Here is a 15786-nt window from a genome sequence, read left to right on the forward strand (position 1 = left end):
ATGTTGGCCTATATCGTCAAACGCCTCATTATTGCCATTCCGACGCTGTTGCTCATTTCGATCATCTCGTTCGTCATCATTCAACTGCCGCCCGGCGATTACCTCACGACGTACATCGCCAATCTCGCGCAAACCGGCGAGACGGCGGATGAGGCCGTCATTGAAAGCCTCCGCGCGCGATACGGACTCGACAAGCCGCTGCCGGTCCAGTACATCAAATGGATCGGCGGCGTGTTGCACGGCGATTTCGGCCAATCCTTCTCGCTCAACAAGCCCGTCCGGGAACTCATTTGGGAACGGCTGGCCTTGACCATGGCCATCGCGCTCATCACCGTCGTCTGCACGTGGATCATCGCCGTGCCCATCGGCATCTATTCCGCGACGCACCAATACAAATTCTTCGACTATTTTTTCACTTTCCTCGGCTTTATCGGCATGTCCACACCGGCCTTTCTGTTCGCGCTGATCCTCATGTGGATTTCCTACACGGTCTTCGGCACGAGCGTCGGCGGACTCTTCTCCGACGCGCAGGCCGCCGCGCCATGGTCATGGGCGAAAGTCGCCGACCTGCTCCGGCACATCTGGGCGCCCGTGACGGTCCTCGCGGTCGGCGGCACGGCGGACCTGATCCGGCTCGTCCGCGCGAACCTGCTCGACCAACTCGAAATGCCCTACGTCGTCACGGCGCGCGCAAAGGGACTGTCCGAGTGGCGGCTGTTGATCAAGTATCCCGTGCGCATTGCAATCAACCCCATCGTCAGCACGATTGGGTGGATGTTGCCCGGCCTCATTTCCGGATCCGTCATCGTGGACATGGTGCTCAGCCTGCCGACGACCGGCCCGTTGATGATGAATGCGCTCATGGAGCAGGACATGTATCTTGCCGGATCGTTCATCCTGATCCTAAGCACGCTGACCGTCATCGGCACGCTGATTTCCGACATCCTGCTCGCATGGGTTGACCCGCGCATCCGTTTCGGAGGGCAGGCGTCATGAGCCACTCCGACATACATGAAGATCGCCTCTATGTCGCGAGCCAATGGCGCCTCATGTGGTGGAAGTTTCTCGATCACCGCGTGGCCGTTTTCGCGTTGATCGTTCTTGCATGCCTTTACGCCGTCGCGATTTTCTGCGAATTCATCGCGCCCAACGCGCCCAACGCGCGCGACGCCCGCCGTAGTTACGAGCCGCCGCAACGGCCGCGCATCGTCCATCAGGGCCGCCTCCACCGGCCTTTCGTCTACCCACATATCCAGCACATCAACCCGGAAACGCTTGCGCGAACCTATACCGACGACACCGAGCGCCCAATTTCGATCCGCTTGTTCGCGCGCGGCGATGATTACCGACTCTGGGGACTTCTACCCATGAACCGCCACCTCGCCGGATTGTCCGACGGCTCGCGCTGGTGTCCGATGGGAACGGATCGTCTCGGCCGCGACCTCTTCAGTCGGATCCTCTACGGCAGCCGGATTTCGCTTTCGCTCGGACTTGTCGGCGTGTTTCTGAGCCTTGTCCTCGGTATCGTTATCGGCGGCGTGTCCGGCTACTACGGCGGTATCTTGGATACATTGATTCAACGCCTGATCGAAGTCCTGCGATCCTTCCCCACGATTCCACTCTGGCTCGCGCTGAGCGCCGCGATGCCGTCCCACTGGACACAGGTCCAAGTCTACTTTTGCATGACCGTCATCCTCGCGCTAATCGGATGGACCGGTCTCGCGCGCGTCGTCCGGGGTAAAGTGCTCTCGCTGCGCGAAGAAGACTACGCCCTCGCGGCCAAAGTCGCCGGGGTGCGCGAATTCGCCATCATCCTCAAACACCTTGTCCCCGGTTTCACCAGCCACCTGATCGTATCCGTCACACTCGCGATCCCCGGCATGATCCTCGCCGAAACCTCCCTCAGTTTCCTTCGTCTCGGCCTCCGTCCGCCGACCATCAGTTGGGGCGTCCTTCTGCAGGACGCACAGAACATCCGCGCCATCGCGCTCTACCCATGGCTCATGTTCCCCGTCCTCTTCGTCATCGTCACCGTCCTCATGTTCAACTTCCTCGGCGACGGCCTCCGCGACGCCGCCGACCCGTACAGCCATTGAGTCCGAGTCCTTTTCTGGCGTTGATTTGACGTACTCCGGCGGGCATGGTAAGATTCCGATCGGGAGAATGGGTTCCCAAGGAGGATACGCCGTTGAAAAGCCTCTCCGCAAAAGGGTTTACGCTTATTGAACTGCTGACCGTGATCGCGATTATCTCCATTTTGGCCAGCATGATTTTCATTGTCGGGCCGCGCATGATCGAGCGGGCCAAGATCACGAGTTGGACCCAGACCTGCAACGAACTTCGCACAACGGCCGTTGCCTTCTATACCAAAAAGGCCGTTGGCGTGGACACATTTCCGCCCGCCTACGGCTACCTGCGGCAAGCCGTGGACGAATCGCTGCAACACGAAATTGGCCAAGGACATGACAACGATTACTTCTGCTTGGTTCCTTACGTCAGTCCGCTCAAGTACATGCGCAATTATGACGTGTACGATCCGTTCGGCACGCGCACCCACGATACCGACATGGACGGGGCGTTGAGCCTCCTCGAATTTTCGCTGGTGGGCGAAAAAGATGTGCGAACAAACCAATATGTTTTCTCGCAAGAGGCGAAGACCCTGCGGTATGACGGGACAAATCTCTCCACCGAGGTGGAGCGGCAATTGCGCGGCGGCGCGGACATTTCGCCCCAGCGTCCTATGATCTATATCCCCGTGAATCTCGCCCAGACTCAGCTGGTCTATGAATATTACGCCAAGATCATGTATGACAACGGCGAGTTGCTCGCGGGCGCCCATGCGACACGCTGGGATCCGAACGAAACGTTTCCCAACAGTCCCGATCCATCGAATCCCCTGAAAAAACTCAGTTTCCCGCCGATCCGGTACGACGATTTCATTCTGATCAGCGTGGGACCGGGAGGGGATACCGGCGGAATTGTTACACCCATGCGGGTTTCAAACAACGCTCGCATAGCCTACACCGAGGAATTCCTGGCCAACGTGAACAAATTCCACTGGTACCATGTGCTGGCATTGCGCGCCTATTATCTGGCGACGCGCGACATAAACGACAACAAAATGCTGGATTTCGACTACCGTAACCGGACCCGGTCCGGGGAGGCCAATCCGGCGAATTATTCAAATCCAGACCTCTGCCTGCTGCCCAACGGCACCAACGGTTACGGACCGTTGATTTATATGCCCAACAAGGCCGCAAGTCGGCCCTAATCGCATTCGACCACGGAATCGGAGAAACCCACATGTTCAGACCGGAGATCAAAGTACTCGATTGCAGCATTCGCGACGGCGGACTGATGAACGAATGGAAGTTCGACAAGGCGCTGGTCAAGGAAGTGTTTCACAACCTGGCGCAGGCCGGCGTGGACTATGTCGAACTCGGTTATCGGGCCGACAAGAAACAGTTCAAGGTCGAGGATTTTGGACCGTGGCGGTTCTGCGACGAGGCGGATCTGCGCGAGGTCGCCTACGAATGCGACACGAAAGTGTCGGTCATGGTTGACGTCGGGCGGGTGGATTACGACGATTTTCTGCCGGCGGACGAGTCCATCATCAAGTTGTTTCGCGTCGCGACCTACGTGAAGGACATTGATAAGGCCATCCATCTTGGCAAGCATATTCGCTCCTTTGGCTACGACGTGTCTGTCAACATCATGGCCGTCTCGCATGCGCTCGAACCGGATCTCGACGAAGCCATCGCGCAACTCGCCGAAACCGATTTCCAAATGGTCTACATCGTGGACAGTTTCGGCTATTTCTACTCCGAGCAGATTCATTACCTTGCCGAAAAATATCTGGCGGGACTCAAGGGCAAACAGATAGGCATCCATTGTCACAACAACCAGCAGCTGGCTTTCGCCAACACCATCGAGGCCATCATCAAGGGCGTCAATTATCTCGATGCGAGCATCTACGGCATCGGCCGCGCCGCCGGCAATTGCCCGCTCGAACTCCTGATTGGTTTTCTCAAGAACCCCCGATACAATATCCGCCCCGTGATGGATCTCATCCAGAACCATTTTGTGGACATGTGCAAGGAACTGCGGTGGGGATACGAAATCCCCTATGCCATCACCGGCATGCTCAACAAGCATCCGCGCGCGGCCATGGCCTTCATGAAAGGCGTTCACGGAAACACCTTTTCCGAATTTTACCAGAGCCTGGCCGACGTGGACGATATTTGATCGATCGGTCCCGATTGCGCAAAACGGCGATCAGGGCGTCCGCCAAAGAAGAAACAGCGCGATGCCGAGCGCAAGGGCGATGCAGGCGGCAACAGCCGCGCCAATCCAAAGAAACGCCCCTTTCCCTTTCTGAATTTCGGACGGCTCAGGACTTCCCGTGTCCATTCCCTTTTCCGCCGGCATGAGCGTCAGCAGGCTGCGTTTCAACTCTGCGGCGCGCGGATCCTGAAACTGGGCCGTGATGACGTCGCACAGGACGGCCGCCTCATAAATCCGGTTGAGTTTTTGAAGGCATTTGGCGCGGGAAAACATGAACGGTTTAGTCTTGGGGAAGGCCGCATCCAGGCGCTCGACGATCGAAAGCGCGTCCTTGAAGCGGCCTTCCATGAAAAGCCGTTCCGCGCGCCGGTACAACTCGACCGCCTCGTTCGGATCCATCGCCCAATCGCCTTCCTGGTCAACGCCAGCCTGATTATACCATGCCGCCCTGTCTTCTATTCCTGGCTTTTTTTCAAATAATGCGCGTAGAAACGGATCAAATCCGCATAGTCCGCAACCGCAACCCGCTCATTGACCCCGTGCATGCTCTTAAGTCCCTGCGCATCGGCGGATATCGCCAGAAACCGGTAGACATTTTCCGAAAGACCGCAGAAATAACGGCTGTCCGTGCCGCCAAGGGTAAGATAAGGCGTCACGACAATCTCTTTGCCGCCGCGGACCTCCCGCAGCGTTTGTTCGATGCGCCGGTACGCCGCCGAATTCGTATCCGAAACGGGTGAGGGTTCGCGGGGCTTCCCGATGGGCGTTATCGCGACCCGGTCGTCGTTGATCAGCGCGCGTGCAAACGTGGTCACCGTCTCGACGCTGTCGCCGGCGAGAATGCGATAGTTCACGACGGCGGTCGCGCGACTGGGAAGCACATTCTCCTTGACGCCGGCGCTGGCCATTGTCACGGCGGCGGTGGTCCGAATGCCGGCGTTCATTTCCGGCTCCTGGGACAGGATGCGTTTTACCACAGGACCGAACAACCACATGTTGGCGAACACGGCGCGCCGGGCAAGCGGCATATAAGGCCCCACGCGATCGAAAAAAGGCTCCGCGAATATCAGATCCGCCGGAAACGGGTTGTTTTCGATGCGCGTGATGGCCTTGGCGAGAATGCCCAGCGTCGTGTGGCGCGGCGGGGTGGAGGAGTGGCCGCCCTTGCCTTCGACGCAAAGTTGAAGGCTCGCGTATCCCTTTTCGGCAATGCCGATGGCGGCAACGGGGCATGCCACGCCGGGCACGATGCCGTCGAGGATCATGCCGCCCTCGTCAAGAACCGACTCCAGCGAGACGTTCCGCGACTTCAACAATTCCGCAATCTTCGGCGCGCCGGTCGCACCACCCAATTCCTCATCGTGCCCAAATGCGAAATAGATCGTCCGCGCCGGCTTGAATCCATCCGTGATAAGCATCTCGGCGGCTTCCAGAATGCCCATCAGGCTGCCCTTGTCGTCGAGTGTGCCGCGTCCCCAGACATATCCGTCCGCGATGATTCCGCCGAAGGGCGGATGCGTCCATTGTCCGATCGTGTCGGCATCGGCCGGCACCACGTCCTGATGCGCCAGGAGCAAAATGGGCTTGAGGGCCGGATTCGCGCCCTGCCATGTGTACAAGAGACTAAAGTCGCTCACCGGTTCTCGCGCGAGCGTCGCATGCACGTTCGGAAACGTCGTTTCGAGAAACGCATGGAATGCGCGAAAAGTCTCCGCGTCGAATTCCGCGGGGTTCTGCGTGCTGATCGTCTTGAACCGGACGGCTTCCGCCAGATGCCGGGCCGCGGCGGCATCGTCCACGGTTATCGTGACCGGCACGACCGAAGGCGGCGCTTGGGGCGCGAACCGTACTGTACGCACTGCCACGATCCCGCCCAAGACGGCAACCAACACAAGAATGGCCAAAAGGATTTTCTTCACGTCCAACGCCTTTCGTTCCCAAGCCACATTTCGCCCTTGCTATCATACAATTTCCGATTTGCGGCCTCCAAGTCTTTTGCCTCAAATAAAAATCTACTCGAAACGGGATCGTGACTTTGAGGGGGTATGGCGGTAAAATGAAAGTCGAATGTCAATGCGGAGGGATGAATCATGATGACGATTGGGTTGGCGTGTGCGGCATTGCTGGCAGGCGCGGGGGAGATTGTCCTGCCCGGCCCGGCGGGTGTGATGGCGGGGAAATGGACGTTTTCCGACGGTGCGGAGTTTCCCGGCGCGGCGGGCGCGTTGGAGGCCGACGCCAAGGGCGTCCTGACGCTCAAGTACGACTTCCGCGGCGGCGGCAACTATGTTGGGGCGTACTGCACGCTGGACACGCCTGTCGCGTTGCGAACCGTGACGTTTCGCGTGCGCAAACCGGCGGAGGCGCAGTTGACCGTTCGCATCGCGGACTCGGCGGGGCAGTCCTTCCAGAAGCCGGTTGTTTATGATCATGCCGGCTGGCAGCCGGTTGTGTGCGGGATGAAAGACTGGACGGCGCATTGGGGCGGCGCGAACGACGGCGTGGTGCGCCCGCCGATTGTCAGCGTGGGCATCCTGCTCGAAAACGTGTCGCTGAACGCGCCGGTGGGTGAAATCCATATCGCCGATGTCGGCGGGGAGGCGGGACCAATGGATTCCAAGACAGGCGCGGCGAATGCGGTTCAGGGCGAATATGTCGCAACGGATTTCGGCGCGGACAGCGGGTTCGCGCCCACGAACGGTTCGTTGCTTACGGATGGCCTGTGGCAGATTGATTTTTCCAAAGTGTCCGAAGCGTCGCTGCGTCACAGCCTGTCCTTGTTCGGCCAGCCCGGCGCGTTGTCGCTCACGGTTTCCGGCGGCCGTAAGGGCAACGTGCTGAAATTGACGCTGGGGTCGCATTTCCAGAACTTCACGCGAACGCTCGGCCTGCTGGATGGTTCGGAGCAGACGTTTACCGTGCCGCCGCCGCCGGACGGATGGGTGCATTCCGGCGCGGAAGAAAAGAACATCTCGTATCCACTGCGCGTCGTTGATCTGACGATCGAACGCGGCGACGGACCGGCGCAAGCCACGGATATCCGCCTCATCCGACTGCGCTGCGACACGACGGTGCAGCCTTCGGGATTGATTGTCCTCTTGGCGTCGGCCCGCGAAACCGGCGTGTCCGGCGCCGAACGCAACGCGCAGTGGGGCTGCACGATGTGGAACATGACCGCGAACGACGTCGCGGGAACCCTGACCCTGACGCTTCGCGATTGGGACGAACGCGTCCTGCACACGGAATCGCGGCCGTGTACCTTGCCTGCGCGCGGGCAGCGCCACGCGATCGCGATCGATCGCGCGGTCCCGGCCTCGCTGCATTTCGCCGATGCGGAATTCCGGTTCGATGCGCCGGAATTCGCGCCCGCGACGTCGCGTGCGGGCTTGACGCAGCCGATGGCGGACGCGGGCGACGCGGCCTTGCGGCCCGAATTGCCGTGGGGCATGGGCGTCTATCTATATCGCTACGGCGACTACGGGCAAATGGAGAAGATTGCCGCCGCGGCGCAAGCGGCGGGCGTCAAGTGGACGCGCGAGGAATTCAGTTGGGCGGGCATCGAGCGCGCGCGCGGCGTGTTCGATTTCACTTTTTACGATCAGGTCGTGAACACCGCCCTCAAGCACGGTATCAGCGTGTACGGTTTGCTGTCCTATTGGTCCACGTGGACGAAGGCCTACACGGAAGAAGGCATAGACGATTTCTGCGTGTGGGCGCGCGCGACGGTAAGCCATTTCAAGAACCGCGTCAAGCATTGGGAAATCTACAACGAACCGAACATCTTTTTCTGGAGCGGACCGAAGGAGTTGTATCCGGTGCTCGTGAAGAAATGTTACGCCGCCATCAAGGAAGCCGATCCCGAGGCGATTGTGCTCGCCATTTCAACGGCGGGCGTGGACCGCAAGTTCATTCAGCAATGTTTGGATGCACAAGCGCCTTTCGATATCCTGACGATCCATCCCTATCGCGCGCGCCTGAATGATGCGCAGTTTGTCAAGGAAATGCGATCGACCGCCGAACTCGTGAACGGACGGCCCGTTTGGATCACGGAAATGGGCTGGAGCACGCACATCGGCGGCGTGGACGAACGCGCCCAGGCGCAACTCCTTGCGCGATGTTACCTCGCTGCGGTAGCCTCCGGCGCGATTCAGAACATCGGCTGGTACGATTTCCGCAACGACGGCGACGATCCGTTCTATTTCGAGGCGAACTTCGGCACGTTGCGCACCGATTTGACGCCGAAACCGGCCTATCGCGCGCTCGCGACCGTTTGCCGAACCTTTGACAAGGGCAAGCCGGGCATGCCGAAACGTCTGCCGAAAGGCGTCCTTGCGCTCGAAATGGGCGACGCGCTGGCCGTGTGGACGCAGGATAAACCGGCGACGGTGACGTGCCGTGTAGGCCGCGGCGGCCTGAATGTATCGAACCTCATGGGCGAGCCCGTGCAGGTCGAACGGGACGGCTCCACGCTGACCGTTCCGCTGCGGCCCGGTTCCCCCGTGTTCATGAAAGGCGCAAAGGTGAAAGTGCTCGTGCCCCGCGAAAAAAAGACGGCCATGTCCGAACCCGATCCCCTGCGGTTTTGAGTGATATTTGAGTTCTTTCTCTTTGCGAAAAGAGAAAGAACCAAAGAGAAACGGATTTTGATTTGAAAAATCAGCCGGGCGCGAGTTTCTCCCGGCGGCCGGGGACGCTGTAATAATCGGCTTCGACGAGTTCCCGTGCGTTTGAGATGCCCTTATCGCCCAGATACGCGAGCAGGCGCGAGGCCTGTTCGGCGAGGGGAATGGCGTGGGTCCGGCCCGTTGCCTGGAACAGTGAGTCCGAGAAGGCCATGAATGCCTCGAACGGCGAGGCGTTTGTCTGCCACAAAAGGGGAAGCGATCGCGGAAAATGGCCGGTGTTGTGGTAGATCTCGAAATACCGGGCGAATCGTTTGATGCGTTCGATTTCCGTGCGTCCGAGGCGATGGGTTTCGAGGATTTCGTACGGCGGCTGTTCGGCGAACACGAGGCGGCACGGTTCGATCAGGCGGTTGATCGGGGCGCCGCGCAGGCGCTTGAGGATACCCACCTGAATTTCATGGGGGCGCGTGGCAAGAACCCGATCGAACGCGCTGGCGAACGTTTCGCGGGTTTCGTGCGGAAGCCCGGCGACAAGGTCGGCGTGGATAATTGCGCCCGTGCAATCGCGCAACGACCGCAGATTGCGCAGGGCAAGGTCCGAATCCTGCGGACGGGCGATGGCCGCCAGCGTTTCCGGGTTGACGGATTGGATGCCTGCTTCCAGACGGATTGCGCCGGGAGGAAAATCCGCGAGGGCGGCCACAAAATCCGCGTCCAGCCGGTCGGGCACGATTTCAAAATGAACCTGCATGTTGTCGCGAATGCGGGGACGCAGAAAATCGAGCATGCGGTGAACGCGTTCGGATCGCAGATTGAAGGTTCGATCCACGAATTTGAATCGCCGTGCGCCGCGTGCAATCAGGTCCGACAGGGCGTCGAAGATGGGATCGAGTGGGAATTCCCGGACGCGCGGTTCGAGCGCCGACAGGCAGAATGCGCAGCGGAACGGGCATCCGCGCGACGTTTCGACGTAGATTATCCTCGTCGCGCAATCCTGCTCCGAATATTCGCCGTAGGGCAGGGCAAGCGATTCGGGCGGTACGGCTGTCGCGACGATAACTTTCCGCGCGGGGCGTTTTCCCGCCAGAATCGCACCGGCCAAATCCGCGAAGGCCGGCTCGCCTTCGCCCGCGACCACGTAATCGGCCAGTTCGAACCATGGCGTGTTTTCGTATTCGTGGCCGGCTTCCGGACCGCCCGCGACGATCACCGCGTCCGGCCGGATCGCCCGAATCCGGCGCAGGACTTCCGTTGCCTTTTCCACGTTCCAGATATACAGGCCCGCGCCGACAAGGACCGGATTCTCCGCGACGACGGCATCGGCCATTTCGCCGGTGTCCTGTTTCAGGTGGAATTCGCGAATGACGGTGTCGCGCCGCAAAGCACCCATGTTTGCGCGCAGACAGCGCAATCCCATGGAGGGATGAGTGTACCGTGCGTTGATGGTAAACAAGACAATCTTGGACATGTGCCGGTTCCGTTACAAAGGGGGCAGCAGGACTTCCACAAAACGCGTTTCGCGCCGGTTTCGGTCGTAGGAAAAAACGAGCCGATCGTCCACGATAAGCGGACAGGGGTAGGCCAGCGAACCGCCCGTAATCACGTCTGCCTTGACGCGCCAACTTTTCATTTCATCGTCGCTGATCCAGATGGACAACGGATCGCGTTTCGCGCGTTCTCCCACCACGCCGCCGGTGGCGTTGTGAATCAGCGCGATGCGTCCGTCGGGCAGGCGGATGATCGCGGGCAGGGTTGTCGGGTTCGGGATATCGGTCTGCCACGCGCCGGTCCACGTGCGTCCATTGTCGGAACTTTCCGCGCGCCACAGGAAACCGCCGTATTCCGCGCGCATGAGCATGACGATGCGGCCGTCCTTGAGTTGCACCGCCGTGCTTTCGAGCAAACCGAGCGGACGGTTGCGGATGCCGCCGAATTCGGCCATTCCCCGCAGTTGGGGATTGGAAGTTATCAGGACGGAGCAGCCGTGCAGATGGGTGAGGAACTTGTTGGCTTTCGCCGTTCCAGACGGATCAGGCAGCAGGGCGAGCGCTTCGGCCTCGGACGCGGCACGGGCCGTTTCGGCGATCGCGCCGGCCAGTGGGACGGGGCGTTTCTCGAAGAAGGAGGCGGGCAACAGGTATTCGCCGTTGTGCAATTGAATGGGCCGGCCAATCATGATGTTTTCATCGTCGCGAATGCGGAAAGGCTCACGCGGCGACCAGGAATGCCCGTTGTCGGTGGATTCCATGCGGAAGTAATGCCATACGGTGTAATGGAGTTCGGAGGGCCATTCCGCCCCGAAGGCAATGACTTTTCCGCCGGGCGCGACGTGCATGACGGTGAGCGCGGCGGCATGTTGGCCGGCTTCCAGCAGCACATGGGGATCGTTCCATGTCTTGCCCTTGTCCGTCGAACGCGACACAAGGACGTTGTTGTCCGTTGAGGGTTCGTTGTCGCTTCCGGAAAGCCACCAGCACAGCAGGTCGCCGTTGGGCATTTGCGCAATATTTGCCCCGCAGGCCAGACGGTAGGTTACACCCTTGTGTTCCCAGCCCCGGTTCCCATCGAATACGATGGTCTCGTGAATCTGGATGCGACACGTATCGGGTTCAGCCGCGCATGGCGCTCCCGGAAGCGTTCCCGCACGAATCATGAGCAACGTGGCGAACGCCATTGCGCTTGTCATGCCAACCATGCGAATCTCCCGGGGCGATAGCCCTCAAGGCGCCTGAAATCAATCCGCGATCCGGGGCCGCGCGCGAAAGACCGGCCAACGCCATTGAAAAATCCAAGGGCGCGGCGCACTTTGCCGCGCGTGGAGAAATCTTTCAAGACCGGTTCAATCCGTAATAATCAGTTGTTCCTTCGCCGGCAAGGCCGGGAACGTGTTGTGGGGTTCCTCCTGATACCAGTACGCCACCGAGGCGAGATCGTCCTGTAGCGGCAGATATCGGCCCTCGCTTTGCCAACCCAGACTCTGGATGGTCACGCGGAGGTCTTTTTTGAAACGGATGGGATCCGTGATGTGCCAGCGGTACTGGCCGATGCGCCGTTGCGCGCCATCGTGCGGAATGTGATGAAAACCCGTATACGGACTGCTGAAATTTTCGTAGGAGTATTTGCCGTCCTTTTCCTGCTCGTTGTAGCCGTAGGATCCGCAGAAGTAGTCTTCTTCGCCCGTGCCGCAGATCGTCGGAAAAGATTCGTCGCCGTCAATGTAAAATTTGATTTCGCCCTCGCCCCACCATCCCTGGCTGTTTGCGCCATGCGCCAGATAGGCGCCCACATAATGTCCACGGCCCCGGATGCCGTCCACGATGGTGTGGACGGCCTTTTCCGGCAGGGGGTTCACGCGGCGGAACTGCGCATGAAAATAGGCGGCGTCATCCGGCACGGTTTCCAAGGAATAGTCAATCTGATAATAAACCGTCGCCCTTTTGTTGCCCAGATTTTCCATGGTCACACGGCATCCCTTGCGGAAAGGCATCTGCCAATACGAATTGAAACCGCTTCTCGGATTTACACAGACGGCGAGCGATGAAATGCGCGGTTCCTTTCCCATGCCCCAGCCCGAAGCGAAAAAATCGCCCACGGGAACTTCCACGGACGGTTCCGTTTCGCCGTCCCAGTAGAATCGCAAAATCATGAGCCGGTATTCCCCGGCCGGCGTCATCCAGATATGGTTGATGACGCCCGATCCGTCAATCTGCGCAAGCGTGAACGTCGTCCCCGGCTCGATGTGAACGTACGGATTCACTTTCCAGCCCTGTCCCAATTCGCGCGCCGCGTGCGCGGCGCTCCCGTTTTCCAGCGTCGCCATGCCGCCCTGGCCTTTTTCGCCGGTGAAGTTTTCCGGACTGATGGAACGGGTCTCCGCCTCCCGGATGCGGCACAGGCTGCCCATGTCCGTGGTTTGCGCAACGGCGGCCGACATCCAGAATGCGGGAAGAATCAGGGAGATCGTCAAAAGGTTCTTGTGCATGTCGTGCAATGCTCCTGTGTAATGTCTCGTTCAAAGAAACTACGCCTCGTCTGGGACTTCGTCCAGAAGAGGGGACGCCTTCGGCGTAACCGCGTCGAAGGTAGTTGTAGTATAACCTATCTCGTTTGCAGACGGGGTAATTGCGATGAAGATGCCCGAGAAACGCAACGCAAGGGTATCGGGTTCACCAAAGAAGGCAACTGTTTTACCGAGGTTTCCGACGCCGCGGGCCTGGCCAAAGTCGCAGATACCATGAGCGCCACGAGCGCTGTAGGGCGCTTGGTCCAGGTCTGCGAGCGCTGGATTTACTCCGCCTGCCTGTGTTTCGCCTTGACGCGCGAAGAGCAGCAGCGTAGCGGGTTCCGCTACGACTACTCAGTCTGTCAGGGCGAGTACAGCCGCAACTGAAGAGGCTTTTTATATTACTGCTGTTCAAATTAGTGCCATCGACAAAGCCGGATAATTGAATTCTTTGGCATTTTGGACAGATTATCGTCCCGTCTTGACGGTCCTTAGGATAAGGTCTGCTGACGGGCGCAAGAGCTTGTCCAAATCGGTGATGCCGCCTTCCAAAGTAATGAACAACACCCTGGACCCGGAATATAACTGAACACTTATTCTGATATACACTGCCATGGATTGGGGCGATTGCCCTTTGTCGCACGGAAGCATAAAGGTTGCCGGCGATGATCGTCATGGAATTGTGGAACGCCCGCGGGGACGTTGTACCCGGCCTATCCTGTCCTCTGGCGGGCATGCCGGTGGAAGCGGGATTTCCGTCACCGGCGGACGAACGTGTAGTCGCTCTGTCCGTGGAAAATGTATGAGTCGTGGGGATGCGTCTCAAAGTGGCGCTGGAACGCATGGGTGTGCGCACCGAGCTGGCTCTCGCGTGGATGGCCCCGGACCGGATTAGACGGCGTTTCAACGTATGCGTCATGCGGACGGTATTGAAATTGCATGGTATAGCCTGTTACCCGCTGGAGAGCGGCTCCCTGCCACGGCAGACGATCATGTGTTCGCGCACGTGCGGCGGACCGGTGTCGGATTGTTCGGTGTTGCGCGAGGCCCTTTGTGCGTATACGGCATGTGCCGCCGAGAAACTGCGTCGGCAACGTTCGCGGGCGCATCTGCTGCATGTCTTTCTGATGACCAATCCGTTCCAATCGGAAAAACTCCAATACGCCAATACGCATTGCGGACTTTTCCCATGCCCATGTCGCGTTCGGTTTATTTGTCTTCACTGTAGTTGATACCTAGAATGTACCGTGTATTCGAGTTTTGAGGGAAATATCATGGCGAGATATGTAAATACTGCATCACCGGGGCATGGGACGAGTAAACAGCGCAGCAGTTCCAAACAACGTATGCTACTGACTTTTGTGGGAAGTCACGATCCGTCTTCGCCCGCAACAACTGTTGACGGTCCCATCGTCTCACTTGTTCGCGAATTGACCTTTGAAACCGTCATTTTGTTTACAACACCGCCGATGGAACCCAATGCCGAAAGTACCAAAATACGCTTGATGGAAGTGGCGCCACAAACACAGGTTGAGATCGAAAAACTTAATCTGAATGACCCGACAGACCATGTAGCAGTCCTGAGTGTGTTGCGCAGGTCATTGAAGCGACTTCACCATCTTATCGAAGCCGCTAGCGTCAGCGTCTCCGTAACATCGGGTACCCCGCAGATACACGCCTGTTGGTTCTTGCTGGCCGCATCGGGCGAACTGCCCTGTACCGTATTACAGATCCGTCCTCGCCAATACGTCACAATGGACCGCCCTATCGTTTCGGCGATTGATTTGACGCGCCCGGAATTTCCTCGCGTCATTCCGGCGGTCTGTAAAACAGATTGGGCACGCGTTGCTCCAACAAACACGACTGCACTACTCGATCGAATAGGCATTATCGGAGAGGCCCCGGCGTTTGTGAAGGCTATCGAAGATGCTATCCGATTTGCGAACAGTCCCCTGAGCATACTTATCCTTGGCGAAAGCGGCACGGGCAAGGAATTGTTCGCGCGCCTCATTCACGAGGCCAGTGGACGCACGGGCAAGTTGGAGGCCGTCAATTGTGCGGGCATTCCCGATCAACTGCTGGAGAGTGAATTGTTTGGCCACGTCAAGGGTGCTTTTACCGGCGCCGAGAAAGACCGCAAAGGCCTTATTGACATGGCCAACAAAGGGACTCTGTTTCTGGACGAGATCGGCGAAATGCCCATGAATCTTCAGGCCAAGTTGTTGCGCGTACTGCAAGATCGAGAGGTCCGCCCTGTTGGCTCAGAACACGGCCACCTCGTAGATGTACGTATAGTAGCCGCCACGAACGCCGACCTTGAACGTGGCATCAGAGAGAAATCCTTCCGAAAGGATCTTTACTTTCGCCTCAGCGGCATGCAGATCCGGCTGCCGGCCTTGCGCGAACGCCGCGGCGACGTTGCGCGCCTCGCCCAGTACTTCCTCTCAAAGAACAATGCCTCCAAACCGATTCATCTCACGCGCGAGGCCATCACCGCGCTCGAAGCGTACACATGGCCCGGAAACATTCGCGAGCTGAAGGACACTATTGACCGCGCGCTGACATATGCCCAAGGACGGCCTGCGATTGACGCCGAGGATATCCGCGTTTTCCCGCTCTCCTGCGAGGGCGGAATCCCGGAGGCGCTGCCAGAACCTCACGAGGGGTTTGACTTGAAGGAGTACAAGAGAGAGATTGATCGCAAGCTGAAACGGCGCGCCTTGGAATTGGCAGAAGGAAACGAGGCCAAGGCCGCCCGCTTGCTGGGCATATCTCCGCAAGCCATGAATAAGCACGTTCGAGAGAAGACACACAAGTCCCAGTGAGGGAAAGAGTAGAAACAACAACCCGCATTGCGATAGTATCAACACAGGT

At 58.8% G+C, this 15786-nt stretch carries 12 protein-coding genes; 7 read left to right on the forward strand and 5 right to left on the reverse strand.

What is annotated here, in order from left to right; translation table 11 throughout:
• From P5540_05710 to P5540_05725, 4 genes are all read left to right on the forward strand, one after another.
• Complete coding sequence (locus P5540_05710) at nt 1–996, forward strand: ABC transporter permease (protein ID HRT64305.1); 996 nt, start codon at nt 1–3, stop codon at nt 994–996.
• A complete protein-coding gene (locus P5540_05715; protein ID HRT64306.1) occupies nt 993–2096 on the forward strand; it encodes an ABC transporter permease in 1104 nt (367 codons plus the stop codon). Before P5540_05710 ends, P5540_05715 begins: the two co-directional genes overlap by 4 nt.
• 92 nt (nt 2097–2188) lie before the next feature.
• Complete coding sequence (locus P5540_05720; GenBank protein HRT64307.1) at nt 2189–3271, forward strand: type II secretion system protein; 1083 nt, start codon at nt 2189–2191, stop codon at nt 3269–3271.
• Between the two features lie 32 nt (nt 3272–3303).
• Complete coding sequence (locus tag P5540_05725; GenBank protein HRT64308.1) at nt 3304–4245, forward strand: aldolase catalytic domain-containing protein; 942 nt, start codon at nt 3304–3306, stop codon at nt 4243–4245.
• Nucleotides 4246–4275: 30 nt separating this feature from the next.
• On the opposite strand, the gene P5540_05730 is transcribed toward P5540_05725, so the two are convergent.
• Nucleotides 4276–4683 carry a tetratricopeptide repeat protein gene (locus P5540_05730; protein HRT64309.1) on the reverse strand — a complete coding sequence of 136 codons (408 nt, stop codon included), beginning with the start codon at nt 4681–4683 and terminating at the stop codon, nt 4276–4278.
• A 56-nt stretch (nt 4684–4739) separates the two neighbouring features.
• On the reverse strand, nt 4740–6203 hold the full coding sequence (locus P5540_05735) for a M20 family peptidase (GenBank protein ID HRT64310.1): 1464 nt from the start codon (nt 6201–6203) through the stop codon (nt 4740–4742).
• Nucleotides 6204–6374: 171 nt separating this feature from the next.
• Between P5540_05735 and P5540_05740 the strand changes: the two genes are divergently transcribed.
• Nucleotides 6375–8870: a beta-galactosidase gene (locus tag P5540_05740; GenBank protein HRT64311.1), complete on the forward strand. Its 2496-nt coding sequence runs from the start codon at nt 6375–6377 to the stop codon at nt 8868–8870.
• A gap of 70 nt (nt 8871–8940) precedes the next feature.
• Here the strand turns inward: P5540_05740 and P5540_05745 are convergent, their stop codons facing one another.
• From P5540_05745 to P5540_05755, 3 genes are all read right to left on the reverse strand, one after another.
• On the reverse strand, nt 8941–10377 hold the full coding sequence (locus P5540_05745) for a DUF4080 domain-containing protein (GenBank protein ID HRT64312.1): 1437 nt from the start codon (nt 10375–10377) through the stop codon (nt 8941–8943).
• Nucleotides 10378–10389: 12 nt separating this feature from the next.
• Complete coding sequence (locus P5540_05750) at nt 10390–11604, reverse strand: sialidase family protein (GenBank protein HRT64313.1); 1215 nt, start codon at nt 11602–11604, stop codon at nt 10390–10392.
• A gap of 144 nt (nt 11605–11748) precedes the next feature.
• On the reverse strand, nt 11749–12891 hold the full coding sequence (locus tag P5540_05755) for a DUF2961 domain-containing protein (GenBank protein HRT64314.1): 1143 nt from the start codon (nt 12889–12891) through the stop codon (nt 11749–11751).
• A gap of 836 nt (nt 12892–13727) precedes the next feature.
• Here P5540_05755 and P5540_05760 point away from each other — a divergent pair.
• On the forward strand, nt 13728–14144 hold the full coding sequence (locus tag P5540_05760; protein ID HRT64315.1) for a hypothetical protein: 417 nt from the start codon (nt 13728–13730) through the stop codon (nt 14142–14144).
• Between the two features lie 42 nt (nt 14145–14186).
• The gene (locus tag P5540_05765) at nt 14187–15737 is read left to right on the forward strand and encodes an RNA repair transcriptional activator RtcR family protein (GenBank protein HRT64316.1); all 1551 of its coding nucleotides are present in this window, start codon (nt 14187–14189) and stop codon (nt 15735–15737) included.
• The last annotated feature ends 49 nt before the right edge of the window (nt 15738–15786 follow it).

This window comes from Candidatus Hydrogenedentota bacterium, assembly GCA_035450225.1.
Lineage (GTDB): Bacteria > Hydrogenedentota > Hydrogenedentia > Hydrogenedentales > SLHB01 > DSVR01.

What these genes read in the sequence shown, in the direction of transcription:
- P5540_05745 (HRT64312.1), bottom strand. Translation starts at nt 10,377, where the DNA reads ATGTCCAAGATTGTCTTGTTTACCATCAACGCACGGTACACTCATCCC.
- P5540_05765 (HRT64316.1), top strand. Translation starts at nt 14,187, where the DNA reads ATGGCGAGATATGTAAATACTGCATCACCGGGGCATGGGACGAGTAAA.
- P5540_05750 (HRT64313.1), bottom strand. Translation starts at nt 11,604, where the DNA reads ATGGTTGGCATGACAAGCGCAATGGCGTTCGCCACGTTGCTCATGATT.
- P5540_05725 (HRT64308.1), top strand. Translation starts at nt 3,304, where the DNA reads ATGTTCAGACCGGAGATCAAAGTACTCGATTGCAGCATTCGCGACGGC.
- P5540_05730 (HRT64309.1), bottom strand. Translation starts at nt 4,683, where the DNA reads ATGGATCCGAACGAGGCGGTCGAGTTGTACCGGCGCGCGGAACGGCTT.
- P5540_05710 (HRT64305.1), top strand. Translation starts at nt 1, where the DNA reads ATGTTGGCCTATATCGTCAAACGCCTCATTATTGCCATTCCGACGCTG.
- P5540_05740 (HRT64311.1), top strand. Translation starts at nt 6,375, where the DNA reads ATGATGACGATTGGGTTGGCGTGTGCGGCATTGCTGGCAGGCGCGGGG.
- P5540_05760 (HRT64315.1), top strand. Translation starts at nt 13,728, where the DNA reads ATGCGTCTCAAAGTGGCGCTGGAACGCATGGGTGTGCGCACCGAGCTG.
- P5540_05715 (HRT64306.1), top strand. Translation starts at nt 993, where the DNA reads ATGAGCCACTCCGACATACATGAAGATCGCCTCTATGTCGCGAGCCAA.
- P5540_05755 (HRT64314.1), bottom strand. Translation starts at nt 12,891, where the DNA reads ATGCACAAGAACCTTTTGACGATCTCCCTGATTCTTCCCGCATTCTGG.